General features: G+C 66.9%; 23 protein-coding genes and 1 pseudogene. 15 read left to right on the top strand and 9 right to left on the bottom strand.

Annotation, left to right across the window (positions count from 1 at the left end; genetic code table 11):
* Positions 1–6: 6 nt before the first annotated feature.
* Positions 7–987 (bottom strand): adenosine deaminase, encoded by a 981-nt coding sequence (locus AB4Y79_RS20360; protein ID WP_441865780.1) that lies wholly within the window; start codon positions 985–987, stop codon positions 7–9.
* Positions 988–1,056: 69 nt separating this feature from the next.
* Between AB4Y79_RS20360 and AB4Y79_RS20355 the strand changes: the two genes are divergently transcribed.
* The 5 genes from AB4Y79_RS20355 to AB4Y79_RS20335 all read left to right on the top strand — a co-directional run bounded on the left by AB4Y79_RS20355 (position 1,057) and on the right by AB4Y79_RS20335 (position 5,196).
* The gene (locus AB4Y79_RS20355; RefSeq protein ID WP_441865777.1) at positions 1,057–1,734 is read left to right on the top strand and encodes a GntR family transcriptional regulator; all 678 of its coding nucleotides are present in this window, start codon (positions 1,057–1,059) and stop codon (positions 1,732–1,734) included.
* A gap of 213 nt (positions 1,735–1,947) precedes the next feature.
* On the top strand, positions 1,948–2,661 hold the full coding sequence (locus AB4Y79_RS20350) for a DUF969 domain-containing protein (protein ID WP_308931869.1): 714 nt from the start codon (positions 1,948–1,950) through the stop codon (positions 2,659–2,661).
* Complete coding sequence (locus tag AB4Y79_RS20345; protein ID WP_441865774.1) at positions 2,658–3,629, top strand: DUF979 domain-containing protein; 972 nt, start codon at positions 2,658–2,660, stop codon at positions 3,627–3,629. Before AB4Y79_RS20350 ends, AB4Y79_RS20345 begins: the two co-directional genes overlap by 4 nt.
* Before the next feature lie 39 nt (positions 3,630–3,668).
* Positions 3,669–4,766 carry a DUF2891 family protein gene (locus AB4Y79_RS20340; RefSeq protein WP_441865772.1) on the top strand — a complete coding sequence of 366 codons (1,098 nt, stop codon included), beginning with the start codon at positions 3,669–3,671 and terminating at the stop codon, positions 4,764–4,766.
* 169 nt (positions 4,767–4,935) lie between these two features.
* Entirely contained in the window at positions 4,936–5,196 is a 261-nt protein-coding gene (locus AB4Y79_RS20335) for a hypothetical protein (protein WP_441865769.1), read from the top strand.
* Here the strand turns inward: AB4Y79_RS20335 and AB4Y79_RS20330 are convergent.
* Positions 5,193–5,420 carry a hypothetical protein gene (locus tag AB4Y79_RS20330; protein WP_441865766.1) on the bottom strand — a complete coding sequence of 76 codons (228 nt, stop codon included), beginning with the start codon at positions 5,418–5,420 and terminating at the stop codon, positions 5,193–5,195. The two genes, AB4Y79_RS20335 and AB4Y79_RS20330, sit on opposite strands and share 4 nt — an antisense overlap.
* A 170-nt stretch (positions 5,421–5,590) precedes the next feature.
* Between AB4Y79_RS20330 and AB4Y79_RS20325 the strand changes: the two genes are divergently transcribed.
* The 3 genes from AB4Y79_RS20325 (at position 5,591) to ppsA (ending at position 9,852) form a co-directional block, all read left to right on the top strand.
* Positions 5,591–6,400, top strand: a complete 810-nt coding sequence (locus AB4Y79_RS20325; protein ID WP_441865764.1) for a slipin family protein — start codon at positions 5,591–5,593, stop codon at positions 6,398–6,400.
* A gap of 71 nt (positions 6,401–6,471) precedes the next feature.
* Positions 6,472–7,290 (top strand): pyruvate, water dikinase regulatory protein, encoded by an 819-nt coding sequence (locus tag AB4Y79_RS20320; protein ID WP_441865762.1) that lies wholly within the window; start codon positions 6,472–6,474, stop codon positions 7,288–7,290.
* Between the two features lie 144 nt (positions 7,291–7,434).
* Positions 7,435–9,852 carry a phosphoenolpyruvate synthase gene (gene ppsA / locus AB4Y79_RS20315; RefSeq protein ID WP_441865759.1) on the top strand — a complete coding sequence of 806 codons (2,418 nt, stop codon included), beginning with the start codon at positions 7,435–7,437 and terminating at the stop codon, positions 9,850–9,852.
* Positions 9,853–9,893: 41 nt separating this feature from the next.
* Here the strand turns inward: ppsA and AB4Y79_RS20310 are convergent, their stop codons facing one another.
* Positions 9,894–10,400 (bottom strand): DinB family protein, encoded by a 507-nt coding sequence (locus tag AB4Y79_RS20310; protein ID WP_441865757.1) that lies wholly within the window; start codon positions 10,398–10,400, stop codon positions 9,894–9,896.
* A 36-nt stretch (positions 10,401–10,436) separates the two neighbouring features.
* The gene (locus AB4Y79_RS20305; RefSeq protein WP_441865797.1) at positions 10,437–12,113 is read right to left on the bottom strand and encodes an FAD-binding dehydrogenase; all 1,677 of its coding nucleotides are present in this window, start codon (positions 12,111–12,113) and stop codon (positions 10,437–10,439) included.
* Positions 12,114–12,238: 125 nt separating this feature from the next.
* On the opposite strand from AB4Y79_RS20305, the gene AB4Y79_RS20300 reads away from it, so the two are divergent.
* Positions 12,239–13,120: a diacylglycerol/lipid kinase family protein gene (locus AB4Y79_RS20300; protein WP_441865754.1), complete on the top strand. Its 882-nt coding sequence runs from the start codon at positions 12,239–12,241 to the stop codon at positions 13,118–13,120.
* A gap of 51 nt (positions 13,121–13,171) precedes the next feature.
* Here AB4Y79_RS20300 and AB4Y79_RS20295 read toward each other — a convergent pair whose 3' ends face one another.
* From AB4Y79_RS20295 to AB4Y79_RS20285, 3 genes are all read right to left on the bottom strand, one after another.
* Entirely contained in the window at positions 13,172–13,438 is a 267-nt protein-coding gene (locus tag AB4Y79_RS20295; RefSeq protein ID WP_441865751.1) for a hypothetical protein, read from the bottom strand.
* 97 nt (positions 13,439–13,535) lie between these two features.
* A complete protein-coding gene (locus tag AB4Y79_RS20290; RefSeq protein ID WP_441865748.1) occupies positions 13,536–13,976 on the bottom strand; it encodes a hypothetical protein in 441 nt (146 codons plus the stop codon).
* A gap of 258 nt (positions 13,977–14,234) precedes the next feature.
* The gene (locus tag AB4Y79_RS20285; protein ID WP_441865746.1) at positions 14,235–14,756 is read right to left on the bottom strand and encodes a hypothetical protein; all 522 of its coding nucleotides are present in this window, start codon (positions 14,754–14,756) and stop codon (positions 14,235–14,237) included.
* Between the two features lie 279 nt (positions 14,757–15,035).
* On the opposite strand from AB4Y79_RS20285, the gene AB4Y79_RS20280 reads away from it, so the two are divergent.
* Positions 15,036–16,427 carry an OFA family MFS transporter gene (locus AB4Y79_RS20280; protein WP_441865744.1) on the top strand — a complete coding sequence of 464 codons (1,392 nt, stop codon included), beginning with the start codon at positions 15,036–15,038 and terminating at the stop codon, positions 16,425–16,427.
* Positions 16,424–16,570, top strand: coding sequence for an MFS transporter small subunit (locus AB4Y79_RS20275; protein WP_441865742.1), 147 nt, complete (start codon positions 16,424–16,426; stop codon positions 16,568–16,570). The genes AB4Y79_RS20280 and AB4Y79_RS20275 overlap by 4 nt, the downstream gene beginning before the upstream one ends.
* Before the next feature lie 223 nt (positions 16,571–16,793).
* Here the strand turns inward: AB4Y79_RS20275 and AB4Y79_RS20270 are convergent, their stop codons facing one another.
* A complete protein-coding gene (locus tag AB4Y79_RS20270; protein ID WP_441865739.1) occupies positions 16,794–17,225 on the bottom strand; it encodes a DUF2177 family protein in 432 nt (143 codons plus the stop codon).
* A gap of 223 nt (positions 17,226–17,448) precedes the next feature.
* On the opposite strand from AB4Y79_RS20270, the gene AB4Y79_RS20265 reads away from it, so the two are divergent.
* The 4 genes from AB4Y79_RS20265 (at position 17,449) to AB4Y79_RS20250 (ending at position 20,616) form a co-directional block, all read left to right on the top strand.
* The gene (locus tag AB4Y79_RS20265; protein ID WP_441865736.1) at positions 17,449–18,318 is read left to right on the top strand and encodes a DUF1295 domain-containing protein; all 870 of its coding nucleotides are present in this window, start codon (positions 17,449–17,451) and stop codon (positions 18,316–18,318) included.
* Between the two features lie 134 nt (positions 18,319–18,452).
* Positions 18,453–19,040: a hypothetical protein gene (locus tag AB4Y79_RS20260; RefSeq protein ID WP_441865734.1), complete on the top strand. Its 588-nt coding sequence runs from the start codon at positions 18,453–18,455 to the stop codon at positions 19,038–19,040.
* A 233-nt stretch (positions 19,041–19,273) separates the two neighbouring features.
* Positions 19,274–19,594 (top strand): GYD domain-containing protein, encoded by a 321-nt coding sequence (locus AB4Y79_RS20255; RefSeq protein ID WP_441865732.1) that lies wholly within the window; start codon positions 19,274–19,276, stop codon positions 19,592–19,594.
* A 38-nt stretch (positions 19,595–19,632) separates the two neighbouring features.
* Positions 19,633–20,616, top strand: coding sequence for a squalene cyclase (locus AB4Y79_RS20250; RefSeq protein ID WP_441865730.1), 984 nt, complete (start codon positions 19,633–19,635; stop codon positions 20,614–20,616).
* Between the two features lie 101 nt (positions 20,617–20,717).
* Here the strand turns inward: AB4Y79_RS20250 and AB4Y79_RS20245 are convergent.
* Positions 20,718–20,966: pseudogene (locus AB4Y79_RS20245) on the bottom strand (DUF1275 family protein); the annotation flags it as partial.
* Positions 20,967–21,012: the final 46 nt, after the last annotated feature.

Here is a 21,012-nt window from a genome sequence, read left to right as displayed (position 1 = left end):
CGCACCTCACGAGGGCATGCGCGCGAACACGCGGCACACTGCCAGGCTGAACCAGAGCTGGAGGTCGTGGAACCTGTCCCGGAGCAGGTGGCCGGTGAAGAGCCCGGATGGTTCCTGATGTGCGGCCAGCCAGTCGCGCGCCTGGTCGGTTTTTTCCGATCGAAGGCCGGGACGGATGATGCTGATGGCGTCGAGGGCGGAAACCAGGTCCGTCATCCAGAAGGGAAAGCTGAATTCGGTCCAGTCGGAGACACGGCCCTTGTCCGGATAGGCGTCCGGCTCGAAGAAGCGGCCCGCCAGCAATTCAGCAGCCTTCTGTGCGGGGGCGCCTGCGCGGTGCCTTGGATGGGCCGCATACGCCCTGAGCACCACCCCGGTGATCAAATGTGAGAACGGCTGCGCCGGATCGCCGGTGATGGTCTGCGGCTCCTCGAGTGCGTCGAGATTCCTCCCCCGGGTGCGGAGCGGAAGGGCCCAGCCGCCGTCGTCCTGCCGCGACGCGTCAAGCCAGCTGAACGCGCGTTCCACGCGGGGGTCGTCGCCGTACCCCGCTTTGACCAGCAGCCCGATGAGGGCCGCCGTGTAGTTGGGAGACACCTGGTTGCCGTAAATCCCTCGAAGATCACCTTGGGCCGACTGGTGTGAGAGCACATAGGCGGCGGCCGCGGCGAGAGCCGGGTGCCGGTGTGTCAGCCCGAACATCTCCACGAGGAACCCGAGTTGCCGGTAGGTCTCCAGCAGGTCGTAGTCCATGATGGCCCGTGGGCGTCTTCCCGGATACGCCCACGACCCGTCGGCCGCCTGGCGCCGCAGGATCCTGCGCGGGATCGGAAGGTCCCAGAGTGCCTCATCGGGTGCCCCCGGGGCGGGCGGCAGCGCTGCCGGACCGGGGAGGAGGTCCCGGACTGCCCAGGAGCGCACGGCAGGGTGCCCGCTGGACAGCAGCGGGGCGATCGGGTCGAACCGGAGGCCGTCCAGCCACGTCATGGTCACCATGATGGAGGAATTCGTCCGGTGCGGACAGGGTGCCGGTGTCAGGGCCGATATCGTGGTGGCATGACGTTTGACGAGGTACTGGCCGATCTCCAAGCCCAGGCCAGGACCACAAAGCACGCCGAAACCGGGCTCTGGGTCGCAGCCCAGCTCCGCAGCCGCATCGCAGCCGGCCAGCTGAAGCCCGGTTCCAAGCTCGCGGAGGAAGCCCTCCGTGAGGCCCTTGGCGTGTCCCGCAATACCCTGCGCGAGGCGTTCACTGCGCTGCACGCGGAGCACATCGTCACCCGGATCCCTAACCGCGGTGTGTTCGTGGCCCACCCCACGGCGGACGACATTCGCGAGATCTACCGTGTGCGCCGCTTCCTTGAGCCCTCGGCGGTGCTGTGGGCCGGCGCGGCCTCCACGGAACCCCTGGCGGCGATTGTCAAGGCGGCCCGGGCAGCCGCCGCGGACGGCGACATCCCCGGCATGGCCGGCGCCAACCAGGACTTCCACCGCGCCATCGTGGACCGCGCCGGCAGCGAACGCCTGAACAGCCTCATGGACCAGGTACTGGCCGAAATGCGGCTGGTGTTCCACTCGATGGCGGCCAATCCGGCCTTCCACGAACCCTACGTGGAGGACAACGCGAAGATCGTGGAGCTCCTGGAGGCCGGGGAACTGGCCGCGGCAGCGGACTTCCTGGCCGACTACCTGGACCGCGCCGAAACGCAGCTGCTGGCCGCCGTCGGCCGCTGAACCAAAACCCCCGCGAAGAAGGGGGTTGCGGGATTGTTGAACAAAAAGCTATGCTTTAGATCACACCGTTGTTCTGCAGCTCACTTAATCCTGCAGCGCCAACGTGACAGGGGCTCCCGCCCCTCGGCGCCGTCACCCCCAATTGACCAACCCATGGACGCGCCGGCCCCCACTTTCGCAGACCCGTCACGGGTCCCCTGGGAAGGGATAATCATGCTTGTACTCATCGGGGTGCTGCTGGTGATCGTTGGCTTCGCCATCCGGCTGAACCCCCTGATCGTCGTCACCGTCGCTGGCATCGTCACCGCACTGCTGGGCGGGATGAACCCCGCGCAGATCCTTGACTCGTTTGGCACCGGCTTCGCCAGCAGCCGCTCGGTCACCATCTTCGTGGCGGTGCTGCCCGTTGTGGGCATCATCGAGTTCTTCGGGCTGCAGGAGCAAGCCAAAGTGCTCATCGGCCGGCTGGCCAAGCTGACGGCAGGACGCGTCCTGATCGGCTACCTGGCCGTCCGCCAGATCACCGCCGCCGTGGGCCTGAACAGCATCGGCGGCCACGCCCAGACCGTCCGTCCGCTGGTATTCCCCATGGCTGAGGGTGCAGCGCTGCGCCGCTACGGGCACGTGCCGGAAAAGATCAGCGAGAAGATCAAGGGCCACTCCGCCGCTGCGGACAACGTGGGCGTGTTCTTCGGCGAAGACGTGTTCGTGGCCGTCGGCTCCATCCTGCTGATCACCACGTTCGTGGACACCACCTACCATCTGCACCTTGAACCGCTCCAGCTGGCCCTGTGGGCCATCCCCACCGCCATCGCGGCCTTCCTCATCCACGGCTTCCGGCTGCTGCGCCTGGATAAGCAGCTGGACAAGGAATACCGCGAGTTCGAGCTCACCGCCGAGAAGGAATCCGCAGGAGAAGCCAAATGATCAACGTTGAAGCCGTCTACTGGCTGATCGGCATTCTGTTCGTCGCCTGGGCATCGCTCATTGCCGCCGACACCAACCACCCCCGCCGTTGGGGCAGCTCCGCCTTCTGGGGCCTGCTGGGCCTGTGCTTCTTCTACAGCACCTGGGTCCAGGCCGGCACTGCACCGGGCTGGATCCTGGGCATCGCCGTCCTGGTCCTGGTGGTGCTGGCCTCCACGGGCCTCCTGGGCCACGGCAAGCACCGCACCTCCACGGGCCCGGAGCGGGAGTCCTACGCCAAGCGCTTCGGCAACAAGCTCTTCATCCCGGCCCTGACGCTGCCCCTGGTCACCGTGATCCTGGTGCTCGCAGCGCCCGTGCTGGTGATCGGCGGCGCCCCGCTGCTGGATCCGAAGAACACCACGCTGGTAGCCCTGGCCATCGGAGCCGTGGCCGCCGTCGTCGTCGCCCTGGTGATCCTCAAGCCGAAAAACCCGGCCACACCTATCTTCGAAAGCCGCCGGATCCTCGAATCCATCGGCTGGGCCGCGCTGCTGCCGCAGATGCTCACCACGCTGGGCATCCTCTTCACCAAGGCCGGCGTCGGCACCGCGGTGGGCACCCTGGCGTCCGGGCTGCTTCCGAAGGGCTCACTGATCGCCGGTGTGCTGGTGTACTGCATCGGCATGTTCCTCTTCACCGTGCTGATGGGCAATGGCTTCGCGGCGTTCCCCATCATGACGGCCGCGATCGGCTGGCCCGTGCTGGTGCAGGGATTCCACGGCGACCCTGCCATCATCTTCGCGATCGGCATGCTGGCCGGCTTCTGTGGCACGCTCTGCACGCCCATGGCCGCCAACTTCAACCTGGTGCCGTCCGCGCTGCTGGAAATGAAGAACAAGTACGGCGTGATCACGGCGCAGGTGGGCACAGCCATCCCGCTGCTGGCGGTCAACATTGTGCTGATGTACTTCCTGGCCTTCCACTAACCCCTTCCTTTCCGTGATTTTGGCTTTCAAAGGAGCATGATGGACAACGATCTCCGCGCGCAGGCGGCACCGGACTATGCGGCCGTGGTGCTGGGCAACCTTTCCGAGCCCTACCCGCACTCGGCCCACCACACCCAGGTCTCCGCCGACGACCGCCCCACCCCGGAACAGATCCACCCCGCGTTCTACACGTCCTTTGACTGGCACTCCTGCGTGCACATGCACTGGCTGGGGGCCAGTCTGCTGGGGGCTGCCTCCGGGTCACCTTCTGCCGGGGCTGCTCCGGAGGGGGCGTCCGACGGCGGGACGGCGGGTTGGGTGGACAGCTCCACTGCCGCGTCGCTGCGGGAAGCGCTGGGCGCCAACCTGACTCCGGCCAAGCTGGCGGTGGAACGGGACTACCTGCTGGCCAACCCGTCCTGGGAGCGGCCGTACGGCTGGGCCTGGCTGATGCGGCTCGCTGCCACATGTTCGGCGTCCTCCGATGCACAGATTCGTGAATGGGGTGCCGCCTTGGATCCACTGGTGGGTGCGGTGGCGGAGCTCAGCGTGGCGTGGATGGCCAAGGCCCAGTACCCCGTCCGGCACGGGCTGCACACCAACGCGGCGTTCGGCGTGGGCTACATGCTGGATGCTTTCCGGTCCTTGGGCCGCGATGACGCTGCGAAGGCGTGCGAGGAGGCGGCCCGCACCTGGTTCGGGAATGACCGCGGCTGGCCGGGCGACTGGGAGCTCAGCGGCCAGGACTTCCTCTCGGCCGGCCTCAGCGAGGCGGACCTGATGCGGCGTGTCCTGCCCGCCGACGAGTTTGCCACCTGGTTTTCCGGGTTCCTGCCGGGCCTTTCCACGGAGTCACGGATCCTGCAGCCGGTGAGCGTGACAGATGAGACCGACGGCTACCTGGTGCACCTGCACGGACTGAACCTGACCCGCGCGGGACAGGTGGCGCGGATCATCGCCACGCTTCGTGGATCCGACGGCGCCGAGGCGTCCGCCGCCGTGGCTGTGCTCTCCGAGGCGCTGGACCCGCTCCTGAAGGCCGGGCTCGCCGGGCTGGAAAGCGGCGACTTCATGTCCACGCACTGGTTGGCCAGCTTCGCGTGGGACTCGTTGGGGTCGGTCACTGCGCTGGATTGAGGGTTCACGGCTGCGCTGGTCAGTCACACTCCGTCCGGAGCCTCCGGGCTGTGCGTCCGGGCGTTACGCCGCGTTACTCTTGCTGCACCACGTGCTGAGCGCGTGACCTGGGAGCAGCGGGCAGGGTTGTAATGAGCTGACTGTCCGCCCGCGAGCCCGGAGGAATCCTATGCGTCAGCACGTCAGCACCTGCCTGTCAGACCCCGCAGTGGCGGGGGAAACCGCCATGATCAAGCCCAGGAGGAAACGGACCAGGCACCCCCGGCTTGCGGTGGGGGACCGGGTCAGTTTCGCCGAGGGAACCGTTGCCGGAACCGGAGTCGTGGACGCCGTGACGTCCGATTATTCGATCATCTGGGTGTGGACGGATGAAGGCCAGGGCCGCCGGATGTTCCTGCAGGGCTACGGAAGCATCGTCTCGGCGACTTAGGTTCGACGGCGGACATCGGGCCGCCGGGGACGGCCGGCCACGAGCCACGCAACTCCTCCGGCCACGCTTCCGAAGACGAGGAGCAGCAGCCAGGTGTCCCCGCTGAAGGTTCGTATGTCCCGTTCATCGGTCTGGCTGAAGTCGACCAGGCTGTAGCCCCAGATGGCCACGCACGGGATGAGGACCAGCCAAGGCAACCACCAGGCGGCGCCTGTCGTATTCATACTTCAGTATGCTCCGGATTTGCTGGCCCAGCGGCGGCCGCGGACCTTTACCGCGGGCGTAACCGCAGCCGGGGCTCCCGCAGGCCTTTGGTGGGACAATGAAGGCAGGACACCTGCCACGGCGCCGGCCCGGCGACGGCACGTCCCGCCACTCATAGGAGGGGATCCTGATGGACCCCACCACCATCATTGTCATCGTCCTCGTCGTCCTGTTGCTCATCGTCGCGAAGATGTCCATCCGGATCGTGCGCCAATACGAGAAGGGCGTGCTGTTTCGGCTCGGCCGGGTCATCGGTGTCAGGGACCCGGGCCTGCGGCTGATTATCCCGGTGATCGACCGGCTGCCGCTGGTCAGCCTCCGGATCGTGACCATGCCCATCCAGTCCCAAGGCATCATCACGCAGGACAACGTGAGCGTCGACGTCTCGGCGGTGGCCTATTACCGGGTGGTGGACGCCGTAAAGTCCGTCATTGCGATCGAGAACGTGGCCGCAGCCATCGACCAGATCGCCCAGACCACGTTGCGGAAAGTCGTGGGCCGCCACACCTTGGACCAGACCCTGTCCGAAACCGAGCGGATCAACGTGGATATCCGCGAAATTCTCGATGTCCTCACCGTCGAGTGGGGTGTGGAAGTCACCTTGGTGGAGCTGAAGGACATCCAATTGCCCGAAAGTATGAAACGGGCCATGGCCCGCCAGGCTGAAGCCGAACGTGAAAAGAGGGCGAAGATCATCGCCGCAGAAGGCGAGGCCATCGCGGCAACAGCGCTCGGCGACGCCTCCGACACCATGATGGCCCACCCGCTCGCGTTGCAGCTCCGCAACCTGCAGTCCCTGGTGGAAATCGGCGTCGACAAGAACACCACGGTGGTCTTCCCGGCCCCGCTCATGAGCACCATCGGCGAGCTCTCGGCATTCCTGGCCCGCGAGAACCAGGCAGCGTCCAGCGGCGGCAAGTCGCCCATTAAGGCGGCGTGACCGGGGCCGGGAGCCACAGCCGGCAACGGGCATCGCCCGTCCAGTCCTGGCCGGGCGATAAGGTCATATGCATGACCACTGCTGCTCAACGCCCTGTCTATTTCCTGTCGGACAGTACGGGCATCACCGCGGAAACGCTGGGCAATACGTTGCTGACCCAGTTCCCGGTGGCCGACTTTGACCGTGTCACCATCCCCTTCATCACCACGGCCGAGCAGGCCCGGGCCGTGGTGCGCACCATCGACGGCCTTGCCGCCACCGGGCCCCAGCCCCTGGTTTTCTCCACTGCGGTAAGCAGCGAAATCCGGCAGATCCTGGCCGGCTGCAAGGGCGTCATCGTGGACCTGATCGGCACGCACGTGGGCGTGCTGGAACAGGCACTTGGCGCGTCTGCCAGCGGCGAACCCGGCAGGGCGCACGGCCTGGGGAACGCTGCGCGGTACCAGTCCCGGATGGCGGCGGTTGAGTATGCGATGGAGCACGACGACGGCCAGAGCCTGCGTGCCCTGGAAAAGGCCCAGGTGATCCTGGTGGCACCCTCGCGGTGCGGCAAGACCCCCACCACCATGTACCTGGCCCTCCAGCACGGGATCTTCGCGGCCAACTTTCCGCTGGTGGACGAGGACTTCCAACGGGACGGCCTGCCCAAGCCGTTGCAGCCCTTCGTGTCCAAGTGTTTCGGCCTGTCCTCCAACCCGCTGCGCCTGAGCCAGATCCGGACCGAACGGCGGCCCAGCTCGCCCTACGCGTCCTTGCGGCAGTGCGGTTTTGAGCTGCGAAGCGCCGAGCAGCTGTATGTCTCGCACCGGATTCCGTACCTGAACTCTGCCACCGTTTCCGTGGAGGAAATGGCGGCCACCATCCTGCAGCGGATGAACCTCAAGCACTAGCCCCAATTCACAAACGTGGCGTGGCGCACATCATGTGGAAAGTGCGCGGCAGACCTGCCACTGTTGACAAGGTTTTTCTTCCGGCCGGCACTACCGTGGGCGGCCAGCAACGCCTAAGCCACCCTCTGCAAAGGAGCAGCAATCATGACCACAGACGTTCTTTGGTTCTCTGAACTTGGACTTAAGGACCTGGACAAGGTGGGCGGCAAGAACGCCTCCCTGGGCGAGATGGTGCAGAACCTGACGTCCGCCGGCGTCCAGGTTCCGGATGGATTCGCCACCACGGCGGACGCCTACCGCCGGTTCTTGTCCGATTCCGGCCTGGACCAGAAGATCGCCGACCGGCTCGTCGGCCTGGACACGGATGACGTGACGGCGCTGGCAGCCGCCGGCCAGGAGATCCGCTCGCTGGTCCGCGAAACGCCGTTCCTGGCGGATTTCGAGGCGCAGGTCCGCGAGGCGTACCAGCAGCTGGTGGACAAGCACGCCGGCTCCGAGGACCTGTCCTGGGCGGTGCGCTCCAGCGCCACGGCAGAAGACCTTCCCGATGCTTCCTTCGCCGGGCAGCAGGAGACCTTCCTGAACGTCCGCGGCATCGAGAACATCCTGCAGGCCATCAAGGACGTCTTCGCCTCGCTCTACAATGACCGCGCCATTGCGTACCGCGTGCACCACAAGTTCGAACACGCCGACGTGGCACTCTCGGCGGGCATTCAGCGCATGGTGCGTTCCGACGTCGGCGCTTCCGGCGTCATGTTCACCATGGACACCGAGTCCGGTTTCCAGGACGCCGTGTTCGTCACCTCCTCCTACGGGCTGGGTGAAGCGGTGGTGCAGGGGGCCGTGAACCCGGATGAGTTCTACGTGTACAAGCCCGCACTGGAAGCCGGCCGGCCCGCGATCCTCAAGCGGGGCCTCGGCGAGAAGGCCCTCCAGATGACCTACACCAACAACAGCGAGATCGGCCGCACCATCGACTTCGTGCCGGTGGAGGAGTCCCAGCGCTCGCGCTTCAGCCTCACGGACGACGACGTCGAGCAGCTCGCGCGGCACGCCGTCGCCATTGAGAAGCATTACGGCCGTCCGATGGACATTGAGTGGGGCAAGGACGGCATCGACGGCGGCCTGTACATCCTGCAAGCCCGCCCGGAAACCGTGCAGTCCCGCCGCGCCCCCGGCAGCCAGAGCCGCTTCCGCCTGAACGCCACCGGCCCGGTGCTGGTGGAAGGCCGCGCCATCGGCCAGCGGATCGGCGCCGGCAAGGTCCGGATCCTCACCGCGATCGACCAGATGGCATCGTTCCAGACCGGCGACGTGCTGGTGGCGGACATGACCGACCCCGACTGGGAACCGATCATGAAGCGTGCCTCCGCCATCGTCACCAACCGCGGCGGACGCACCTGCCACGCGGCCATCATCGCCCGCGAACTGGGGATTCCCGCCGTCGTCGGTACCGGCAACGCCACCGACGCGCTGTCCGACGGCCAGGAGGTCACCGTGTCCTGCGCCGACGGCGAGACCGGCACCATCTACCAGGGCTTGCTGGACTTCAGCGTCGAGGAAACCGGGGTCACCGAGCTGCCCGAGGCGCCGGTGAAGGTCATGATGAACGTGGGCACTCCGGAGCAGGCGTTCACCTTCGCGCAGCTGCCCAACCACGGCGTGGGCCTTGCCCGGCTGGAGTTCATCATCAACCGGCAGATCGGCATCCACCCCAAGGCGCTGCTGAACCTGGACAGCCAGCCGGAGGATGTGGCCGCCGAAATCCGCGGGCGGATCGCCGCCTACAGCAGCCCCCGGGACTACTACATCAAGCGCCTGGCCGAGGGCGTGGCCACCATCGCCGCCGCGTTTGCGCCGGAACCGGTGATCGTCCGGATGTCCGACTTCAAGTCCAACGAGTACGCCAACCTGATCGGCGGCCCGGCGTACGAGCCGCACGAGGAGAACCCGATGATCGGGTTCCGCGGGGCGTCCCGCTACCTTGAGCCGTCCTTCCGCGACTGCTTCGACCTCGAATGTGAGGCCCTGTCCTTCGTCCGCAACGAGATGGGCCTGACCAATGTCAAGCTCATGATCCCGTTCGTGCGGACCCTGGACGAGGCACGGGGCGTGATCGACCTGCTCGCCGAGAACGGCCTGCGCCGCGGCGAAAACGGGCTTGAAGTGATCATGATGTGCGAACTGCCCTCCAACGCGTTGCTCGCCGACGAGTTCCTGGAGTACTTCGACGGCTTCTCCATCGGCTCGAACGATATGACCCAGCTGACCCTGGGCCTGGACCGTGACTCGGCGATCGTGGCCAACAGCTTCGATGAGCGGGACGCGGCCGTGAAGAAGCTGCTCAGCATGGCCATCAAAGCCTGCCGGGCCCACGGCAAGTACGTGGGCATCTGCGGCCAGGGCCCCAGCGACCACCCGGACTTCGCTGAATGGCTGGTGAAGGAAGGCGTCAATTCCGTCTCCCTGAACCCGGACACCGTGGTGGACACCTGGCTGCGGCTCGCAGGGGCAGCCGGCGACGCGTCCACGGACGCAGTGGCTGCCGCCGTCGGCGCCTGACCAGGGGTCCGAAAAGTTCGGTGCGCGGTTCCGTCCCGGCGTCAATGCCGGGACGGAACCGCCAAGACCTGCTCGCGCAGGATGTCCGCGTGGCCGCAGTGCTGGGCCAGTTCCCGCAGCATGTGCAGGTAAACCCAGCGCAGTGGAAGCGGGCCCCGCCGGTTGCCGGTGACCACATCGTCCAGGCCCAGCCGGGAGGCGGCGGCCCGGGAGGCGGCGCACGCCTCGCGGTGGGCTGACCGGACGGAGGCGACCGTGTCGGCGTCGTCAAGGATGAACGATTCGTCCGGGGTGGCTGGGATGCCGATCTCACTGCGCGGGCGGCCCGTGACGGCTTCGTCGAACCAGACCTTCTCCACGAAGGTGGCGTGCTTCACCAGCCCCAGCAGGGTGGTGCGGGAAGGCACCAGCCGGCGCCTGGCCTGCTCCTCGGTCAGGCTGTCCAGGCAGTCGTTGAGGGCTGCCCGGTGTTCGTCCAGGAAGAACTCGAACTGGACGCGAAAGGGCTCGTTGACGATGTCGTCCATGGAACGGGGGAGGATGGCCATACGCAGACCCTAGCAAGGCGGCGGGGGACGGAGCGGCTACAACGCCCGGGCCAGGGAACGCCCCACAGTTCTGCCGGTGAAGATGCAGCCGCCCAGGAAGGTGCCCTCGAGGGCGTTGTAGCCGTGGGCGCCGCCGCCGCCGAACCCGGCGGCCTCCCCGGCGGCGTAAAGGCCGGGGACAGGGAGGCCGTCCTGACCGAGTGCCTGTCCGGACAAATTGGTCTGGATGCCGCCAAGCGTTTTCCGGGTGACAACATGCAGCCGCACGGCTATCAACGGACCGGCCTTCGGGTCCAGGATCCGGTGCGGCTTGACCGTCCGGAAAAGCCTGTCACCCAGGTAGCGGCGGCTGTTGCGGATGCCCGTCACCTGGATGTCCTTGGAGTAGGGGTTCCTGACCTCGGCGTCGCGCTCCTCGATCTGCTGCCGCAGCAGCGCACCATCCAGCAGCGGCTCGGACGTGAGCCCGTTCATGCCGCGGACCAGGTCCGGAAGGTGGTCTGCCACCACAAAGTCCGCGCCGTGCTCCTTGAAGGCCTCGATGGGGCCGGAGGCGCCGCGCCCCAGCCGGGTCTTCAGCAGCAACTTGAGGTCCCGGTTGGTGATGTCAGGGTTCTGTTCGGACCCGGAAAGGGCGAACTCCTTTTCGATGATGCGCTGGTTGAGGATGAACCAGGAATGGTCGTACTGCTGAATGTCCGGGGTGGTCCGCAGCAGGCGGAGGGTGCCCAGCGTGTCGTAGCCGGGCAGGCCGGGGGAGGGGAGTCGCCGGCCCAGCGCATCGAACCACAGCGAGGAGGGGCCCGGCAGGATCCGGATGGCGTGGTCCGGCCAGATGGGGTTCCAGTTCTGGATCCCCTCGGTGTAGTGCCACATCCGGTCCCGGTTCACCAGCCGGACCCCGGACGCGTCAGCAATGTCCAGCATCCGCCCGTCCACGTGCTGCGGCACCCCGGTGACCATCTTCCGCGGCGGCGTTCCCAGCCGGTCCGGCCACCAGCGCCGCACCTGCTCATGGTTGCCGCCGATCCCGCCCGAGGCGATCACTACGGCCTGCGCCCGCAGCTCAAACTCCCCAACAACGTCCCGGTTGGAGGCCACTCCACGCGGCGACGCATCAGGTGCCAGCACGGCGCCCCGCACCCCGGTGACCGTGCCGCCGTCGTACGTTAAACCGTCCACCCGGTGCCGGAAGAACAACTTGACGCTCCCCGCCGCAGCTGCCTCCCGCGCCTTGTCCGCGAACGGTTCGGAGACCCCGGTGCCGGTGCCCCACGGGACGTGGAAGCGGGGGACCGAGTTGCCGTGGCCGCCCGCCCTCCCGTCGCCGCGCTCGGCCCAACCCACCAGCGGCGTGAACCGGATGCCCTGTTCCTGCAACCAGGCGCGTTTGTCGCCCGCAGCGAACTCCACGTAGGCGCGGCCCCACTGCCGGCCCCACTCGTCCTCCGGGTGCGGTCCGGAAAGCCGGTCCCACTGCGCCGAACCCTGCCAGTCCTGCCACGCCAGATCGACGGAATCCCTCACGCCCAGCCTGCGCTGCATCGGAGTGTCCACCAGGAAAAGCCCGCCCAGCGACCAGAACGCCTGGCCGCCCAGGTTGGCCTGGTTCTCCTGGTCCACGATGGCTACGCGCTTTCCCGCACGGACCAGCTCGTTGCCGGCCACCAGCCCGGCCAGCCCTCCGCCGATGATGATGACGTCCGCGTCCATGCGTCCCTGCCCAGCGGGTTGTTCGCTCATCGTCCCACTCTGCCATCCGGACAGGCCTGCGGAAACCAGAGGGCTGGAGGTTAGGCTGGAGCCACCCGCATCAGAATCTGGAGAACACGTACGCCATGGCCGCCGCCCCTTTTGACCGTGCCGTCCTGATCTTCAACCCGGGCCGGCCCGGGATGGGTCAACGGATCGAGGCGTTGCAGCGGGACCTGGCCACCGCCCTGCCGGGCCTGCCCGTTGACCTGTTGCCCACGGCCTTTGCGGGGCACGCGCGCGGGCTTGCCCGGACCGAAGCCGGTAGGGGCGTGCCCCTCATCGTGTCCGTCAGCGGCGACGGCGGCTACAACGAGGTGGTCAACGGCGTGATGGACGTTCCCGGCAGCAACGCCGTTTGCGCCGTCGTACCCGCAGGTAATGCCAACGACCACTACCGGAGCCTGCCGGTGCGAACCTTCGGAGATGCCGTGTCGGCCGGCGGGGTCCGGCGCATCGACCTGTTGCGGATCACGTTCAGCACCGGAACAGAGGAGCGAGTGCTGTACGCGCACTCCTACGTCGGGTTCGGGCTGACCCCGTTGATGGCCATCGGCATCGAACAGGGCGGCAAAGGGAAAGTCCTGGAGCTCATCTCCGTGGCCCGCACCCTCTCCGGGCTGAGGCCTTTCGCGCTTGTCCGGGACGACGGCGCCACGGCGAAGTTCGACAGCCTGATCCTGGCCAACATCTCACGCATGGCAAAGTACGGCACCGTCAGTGAGTCGCACTACCCGGACGACGGCCGGTTCGAGGTGGTGACGCTGCCCCACGCCGGCCTGATGAAGATGGCACTGATGACGCTCCGCGCAGTAACCCTGGGGCTGGGGCATCAACCAAGCGTCAGCAGCTATGCCTTCTCAACCCGCGACGCCGTTCCCTGCCAGATCGACGGTGAGGTCGTCTACGTCGAAGCGGGAACCCATGTCCTGGTGGAAAGCGCTACCGGCGCCCTTGCCACCCTCTGAAGTGGTGGGGCGCCCTGACGCTGCGCGCCGGCCGCGCTCATCCGGGCCCGCTTAGGGCTGCACGGAATCGAAGAATTTGTGATCCGGGTCCGCCAGGCCCGCTTCGGCCTCATGGGACTTCATTTGGATGAAGTCCACGTCCTCCTGGGACAGCGTGGTCTCGCCGTGGGGATCTCCGTTTGTGCCGTGGCCTGTGGCTGCGCTGATTTCCGCGGAGATTGTCCGTGGAAGGATCATGCAGCCGGGGTTTGCCAGCAACCATTGCGTGACCGGGGCGGGAAGCCGGTCCCACTGGTCTCGAATACTGATTTCAGTCATGGGGTGTGCCTTTCGTGGAAGATGCGGGACGCCGAGCCGCCCGGGATGCGCCGGTGCCGGCCGCGGTCCACGCAGCCGGCACATGAGGACGCAAGGCTTAATCGAAATGGATGTCGGCAGCAGCCTTGCGAAGGGACTCGACGCGTACTTCCTCCACCTGGCCCAACGCTTCCAGTTCGTCGGTACGGTCGGTGCGTTCCTGGGCCGCCTGGGCCGAGATGTCGCGGAGGATCATGCCCACGAGATGGGCCAGGCCCGCCTTGAGGTCCACCAGGTTGGTGTTGGTGATCAGGAGGCGGCGGTCGGAGACGTGGAGCTCCACATCGCTGTACCCGGCATCGGCCAAGCGCTGCCTGGTACCGGCTCCGTGCAGCAAATCGACCTCGCGGGGCTGGGGCCGCCGCGAAAAGACGGCCGGCACGGTGTACCGTGTGGGGCCCTGGGCTGTGCCCAGGTCATGCGGCAACGCGGATGCGAGGACTCCGCTGAGCGATAGCGCCGAGTCGGCGCGTACGGCAAAGTCTTGGATGGTGGTCATGGTGTCTACCAGCGATCTGAAGGGTGCACTGCCGGAGCCCGGGACGCGGGGCGGAGTGACTGGGGCAGGGGATCCGGGTCCGGATCGGCTGCAGTGGAGGTGAACAGAAGAATCCCGTTCCGGCCCGTGTTGCGATGCGGCCCCTCGTTGTACCGATTCCCTGCTGCGCCGGCGTCGAGATGACGTGGTGCCGCGTACGCCGGCCGCCGTGGAAGGCAACGGGGAATCGGGCTCATTTCCGGGGCAGGCGATGTCCTGTCACGATGTCCCGAGATACTTTGAGTCTACGCCCATTAGCGCGTCCTCAGGGTGCGGATGGGGAACCGGATCACCGAAGGACGGACGCCGGCCGGACCGGTAGGCGGAATCGATGACGGATTCGAGTTCGTCGAGCACTGTGTGGTTTCCGGGGAGGACCACATGGGCCAGGAATTCTGATTCAAGGGTGGCGATCCCCGCGGCCGCCGCTCCGAGTTTGGCATCGATGGCCAGGGCCAGGGCGTGCCAGGACTTGCGGTTGGCGCGTTCGAGGATTTTCGCGTTCGCTTCGTGCACCCGGCTGTCCGCGATGTCCCCGCGGATGGCCAGGGCGCCATCAGACTGCAGCAGCGGCATGACAATCCGGAATTGCCGTCCGGCACCCCTGAACGCCACGGCGCTTCGGTCCCCCCGCTGCGAAAACAGGATGTCCGTTGCCCCGTAGTCCGTGAGCGCCTGCTTGATGTGCTTCCGGGAAGCCTCGCTGCTGAAGGAGTCGCCTCGGGTGTAAGGGCTTGTCATCTTCTAACTATGCGCCCCGCCGCCACTCTTTCCTAACGTTGCCATATCGCATCGGCGGCAGAACGGCAATGGACGCGGCAAACGGGGCGCTGCAGTCCGTTTGCCGGGGTGCATTCAAGGGCCGGCGGTGGACCCCATGCCTCCGCTTGCCGTAAATTCCCTACCGGTCGGCGCGCCAACAGTATGTTTGCTGATGATCTGCATGATGATTGCCGAAGGCAACGGGCCGGCCCCTTCGCCTTAGGACACCGTCGTCTTCCACCGAGCAAGGGAATCATCATGGGCTTCCTGGACCGTGAACGAACCATCGCCCCGCCGGGCTTCAACCGCTGGCTTGTTCCGCCGGCCGCGCTCGCCGTCCACCTCTGTATCGGCCAGGCGTATGCCACCAGCGTGTACAAGACCGCACTGGTCAAGCATTTCGGTGCCAGCCTGACCGAGATCGGGGTGATCTTCTCCATCGCCATCGTGATGCTGGGCCTCTCCGCCGCGGTCATGGGGACCTGGGTTGACCGGAACGGTCCGAGGAAGGCGATGTTCACCTCGGCCATGTTCTGGGCAGGCGGCTTCCTGATCGGCTCACTGGGCATCTTCACGCACCAGCTCTGGCTGGTCTACCTGGGGTACGGCGTGGTGGGCGGCATTGGCCTGGGCATCGGCTACATCTCGCCGGTGTCCACGCTGATCAAGTGGTTCCCGGACCGTCCCGGCCTGGCCACCGGCATGGCGATCATGGGCTTCGGCGGCGGTGCGTTGATCGCCAGCCCGGTGTCCCAGGCCCTGCTCAAGGCGTACGATCCCAACTCCGGCGCGCAGGGCTGGGTGGCCAGCGGCGATGCCGTGGGGAAGCTCTTCCTGACCCTCGCCGTCGTCTACCTCGCGTACATGCTGTTCGGCGCGTTCACCATCAAAGTCCCGGCTGACGGCTGGCGGCCGGCCGGGTTCGACCCCGCCAAGGTCAAAGCCGCCAAGCTGGTCACTACCGAGAACGTCTCCGCGAAAAACGCCATCAAGACCCGGCAGTTCTGGCTGGTGTGGGTGGCGCTGTTCTGCAACGTCACCGCCGGCATCGGCATCCTGGAACAGGCCGCGCCCATGATCCAGGACTTCTTCCGGCAGTCCGACGGGAAATCCCTGGTGAGCGCCGGCGTCGCCGCGGGTTTCGTTGGTCTGCTGTCCATCGGCAACATGTCGGGCCGGTTCGCCTGGTCCGCCACCTCCGACGTCACGGGCCGCAAGCGGATCTACATGGTGTACCTGGGCGTGGGGGCCGTGCTGTACACGGTTCTGGCGCTTGCCGGTTCCAGTGCCACAGCCTTGTATGTGGTGCTCGCCTTCGTGATCATCTCGTTCTACGGTGGCGGATTTGCCACCGTACCGGCCTACCTGCGGGACCTGTTCGGGACCTTCCAGGTGGGCGCCATCCACGGCCGGTTGCTGACTGCCTGGTCAGCGGCCGGGGTGGCCGGCCCGCTGATCGTCAACGGCATCCTGGACGCGCAGGGCAAGCCCGGCCAGCTGAATGCCGTGTCCTACCAGCCGGCGCTGCTGACCATGGTGGGACTGCTGGTGATCGGCTTTGTCGCCAACCTGCTGGTCAAGCCCGTCGACGCACGGTTTCACGAACCCCGCCCCGAGCGGCACGAATCTTCCCAGGGAGGCCTGAAATGAGCAGCACTGCACACGCCCATGGCGCACACGAGCCGGTCCGCAAGTCCACGGGCAGGCTGGTCCTGGGCTGGGTTCTGGTGGGGATCCCGCTGGCGTACGGGGTCTTCCAGACGCTGACCCAGGTGGCCGCGCTGTTCGGATGACTTCTGCGGCCTGCGGTCCCACTGGCCCGGTTATTGCGGCCCACCCTCCGCGGAACCGCTTAGTTTTCGCTGTTTCGCCCTGAAAACTGGGCCAGTCCGTGCGCCGGACGTCACGCGGAGCACGGTTTGGCGGGAACGGACGACGGCGGCCCCCCGGATTTCCGGGGTTTCGTCGCCGAGCGTGGGGCCAAAGCGTGCCCTGCGTGACGGGGGTTCGGGGCCCTCAGGCAGTTGCGGCCCGTGCGAGCCGGCGCCTCAGCAGGGTGGCGGTAGCCCAGGTGACGATGCTGCAGGCCGCGGCGCCCCAGAGAATGTCGGTCACGGCCACCACGGCAGGGAAATCCTTCAGCACGGCCAGCCCGGTCAGCGCCCAGGTGGCGTAGGTGAAGAACCCGAACAGGGCTGCTCCCGTGACGCGCTGGCGTGGGGTGGCACCAGGGTCGTTGGGACGGACCCCGTAGTGCACCATCCCGGCCACGAAGATGACATAGAACAGGACGGCTCCGGCCAGGTTGGCCTTGGGTGCCAGCAGGTGGCCGATCTGGCTTTGGTACTGCGGGTTGGCCACCAGCAGGATCCACACCACGTCCAGCGCGGCGAAAATCACGGCACTGACAACGTAGGCGGTCAGCCAGTTCTTGGTGCGGGCGCTCATGCTGGGCTCCTGGGATCGGGGACGGCTGCAACAGCGGTTCGTTCCTGGCAGAGTGCGCGGACGGGCCCAACCGTCGAATTTCAGGCCGGGGCCCATACAACGCGGTTCCCGCTCCGAAGACTAAGTGGACGGCGCTACCGCGTTGTTGGATGTAGGTGTGCCCGAAAGTGCCCATGGGGGATCCTGCCGCTGGGTTGGGCGGGCCGTGAAAGGACCGGAACGCATGAAGGACCAGAGCCGCAAGGCGCTTATCAGTACCGTCATCGCCGTGGTGGTGGCGGTGCTCATCGCCCTCGCCGGCAGCCAGGGCGGTTCCCGGATTGGCGGCTTCCCGGTGTTTGCGCTGGGGGTTGCCGCGGCGTTCGTGATCCAGTGGCTGGTGTTCATTCCCAGCTTCAGGGCGCAGACCGAGAAGTTCTATGACCTCACCGGAGCCCTGACCTACATCTCCATCACCGTCTTCCTGGTGCTGGCCTCCCCGGGCGTGGATGCGCGCGGCATGCTGCTGGCGGCCATGGTGGTGTTGTGGGCCGCCAGGCTTGGCAGTTTCCTGTTCCTGCGGATCAGCAAGCACGGCAAGGACGACCGCTTCGATGAACTCAAGCCGGACTTCTTCCGTTTCCTGAACACCTGGACCATCCAAGGGCTGTGGGTGGTGCTCACCGCGGCGCTGGCGTGGGTGGCCATCACCTCGGACAAGAAGGTGGGCCTGGACGGGTTCTTCTGGGTGGGCCTGCTGGTCTGGGCCGCGGGCATCACCGTGGAGACCCTGGCGGATATCGAGAAGAACCGCTTCAAGGCAGATCCCGCCAACAAGGGCCGCTTCATCAACACCGGCCTGTGGTCCAAGTCCCGCCACCCGAACTACTTCGGCGAGATCACCCTGTGGGTGGGCGTGGCCATCATCGCGCTGCCCGTGCTGCAGGGCTGGCAATGGGCTGCGCTGATCTCCCCGGTGTTCGTGGCCCTGCTGCTCACCAAGGGCAGCGGCGTCCCGCCCCTGGAGAAGAAGGCGGACAAGAAGTGGGGCGGCCAGCCGGACTACGAGGCGTACAAGCAGAACACGCCCGTGCTGGTGCCAAAGCTTAAGTAGCGTTCAGTGCGGAACGTACGACGACGGCACCCGGCCCGGGTGCCGATCCGCAAGGAACAGGACGGGCCCCGCCAGGGGAGTTGTGCCCATGCCGCCGGCGGGCGGACGGCGAGGGACGCACCTAAGCTGTGGTCATGGAGATAACGCCGACAGGTTCCGCACAGCCGATGAAGTCCCTGCTCTACTGGCGCAAGAGCATGATCAATGGAGCCAAGACGGTACCTGTCATCGTGGCCATGGACGGCGCGGGCATCCTCAGCATGCAGGACGCCGCCGGGGTGCCGGTCTTCTCCCTGCCGGCACCACAGGCCGCAGTCCGGTTCACGAACATGGGGACCATGGTGGTCACGGCAAACGGCCGGAAGTACGACATCGTGGGCGTTGGCGCGTCCCTGTCGCCCAGCCCGTCACCCTGGCAGCTGGCGGACATGGCCACCGGCCCGGGCGGGCACACGGACCCTACCGGCCTGAGCCGCGCCGGTTCGGCCGGAGCTGCCATGAGCGGCGCAGGAGGGCTGGGCGCGGTGGCGGGCGCTGCCGGCGGCGCCGCAATGATGTTCGCCTACTACCAGGGACTGGATGCCATCAAGGCGTGGCAGGAGACGCTGCCCGGGGCCGGCACTGCGGTGCAGAAGAGTTCGATGAAGGCCGGTCTCTACATCTCGCTGGGGGTCGTCGCCGCTGTCGTCATCGGCCTTGTGGTGGCGCTGAGCCTCCGGTAGCCGCCCACCGGTAAACCCCTTCAGATTGGGTATCCCGGCATATTGACTGCCCCAACGGGCAGGAATACCGTCTGCCTTGACGGGGCCTTCCGCGTCCGGTGGCTTTCCAACGGCAGCGGACGCGGGTCCCATCAACATCCAGGTCTCCCATGGACTTCGTCCTGCATCGGATACGCCCCGGGCATTGGCTCCCGCAGCGACCAACAGGACGGGATATAGGGAAGGGAAAGACCATGCCGAAGTATCTGTTCGAAGCGACGTATGTGGGCCAGGGCATCAAGGGGCTCATGCAAGAGGGCGGCACCAAGCGGCGGGACGCCCTGACCGAGGCCCTGAAATCCGTGGGCGGAACGCTGGAGAGCTTCTACTACGCCTTTGGCTACTACGACGTCCTTGGTGTTTTTGACGCGCCGGACGACGCCAGTGCCGCAGCATTGTCGCTGCTGATCAACTCCACCGGGAACGTCAACGTCCGCCTCAAGCCGCTCCTCAGCGTGGAGGACCTGGACGAAGCGGCCAAGAAGACACCGTCCTACCGCGCCCCGGGGCAGTAGCCGGCCGGCCTGTCGCCGGCCCGTGGTAGTGTCCCCGCATGGCCGTGGACCCAGCACTGCTCAACTGGCTGCTCGATTCCGATCCTGCCCTGAGGTGGCAGGTGGAACGCGACGTGGCGGCCGCCCCGCCGGCGCAGTGGGAAGCTATCCGCGCGAGGGTCCGGACCGAGGGGTTCGGCGCCCGGCTGCTGGCACTGCAGGACCCGGACGGGCAGTGGGCCGGCGGCGCCTACTTCCCTGCGGACTTTGACTTCGAAGGGCCGGAGGCCGCTGAGGGTGCCGGGCAGCCGTATACCGCCACCACCTGGTCGCTGAACATGCTGCGGGAGTGGGGGCTGGATGCGGCCGCGCTGGCCGGCACCGCCGAAAAGCTCGGCGCGAACAGCCGGTGGGAGTACGAAAATCTGCCGTATTGGGGTGGCGAGGTGGATTGCTGCATCAACGCGTTCACCCTCGCCAACGGTGCATGGCTGGGGGCGGACGTCACCGGGATCGCGCAGTGGTTCCTGGACCATCAACAGGACGACGGCGGCTGGAACTGTGAGTGGGTGGAGGGGTCCACGCGGTCCTCGTTCCACTCCACCATCAACTCCCTCAAAGGCCTGCTGTACTACGAAGCAGCCACCGGTGGTTCGGCGGAACTCCGGGCGGCCAGGCACCGCGGTGAGGAGTATCTGCTGGAACGCAGGCTGCTGTACCGGCTGACCACGGGGGAGCCGGTGGCGCACTGGGCGTCGCGGTTCGTCTACCCGTTCCGGTGGTTCTACAGTGCCGTGAATGCACTGGACTATTTCCGGGCCGCGGCGTTGCACGACGACGCCGCACCTGATCCCCGGCTGGCTGAGGCCATCGAACTGGTCAGGTCAGCCCGGCAGCCGGACGGCACATGGGTCCAGGAGTGGCGGCACCCCGGCCGCGCGTGGTTCGAAACGGACGTTCCGCCGGGTGAGCCGTCCAAATGGCTGACGCTCCACGGCACGCGGGTGCTGGACTGGTGGGACGGGGCGCCCGGGCACCAATAGCCGAACAAGCGCGACGCCGAGGGTGAGCAGCGCCGTCAGCAGAACCCCAAGGCCCAGGTGGAGGTGTACGCAGCCCGCACCTACCGCCGCTCCAGCCATGATCAGGCCGGCGGGGCAAGCCGCCGGCCCCAGAACGGGCGCGTCCGGCCGCCAAAATGTGAATCGGCGGCCAGCCCGGTGATGGTGGACGTGACCACCACGGCGGGGACGTCCTTGACGTTGAGGTGCCGCGCGGTGGCGGCCTGCACGCCCATGGCCACTGCCAGCGTGCCGGTGATGGCCACGGTGGCGGCTTCGCCGCTCCTGGGGTTCGCGCCGCTGAGGAGGAGGATGGCCACCGCCGCCATGACGTCCGGTGCTCGGCGTTGGGGAGGGGTGGCAGACTTGAGGCTGCTC

Origin of the sequence: Pseudarthrobacter sp. YAF2, assembly GCF_052113345.1 — a bacterium.
GTDB lineage: Bacteria > Actinomycetota > Actinomycetes > Actinomycetales > Micrococcaceae > Arthrobacter.
The sequence above is the reverse complement of the archived record's forward strand: the minus strand, read 5'-3'. Positions and strand labels throughout refer to the sequence as shown.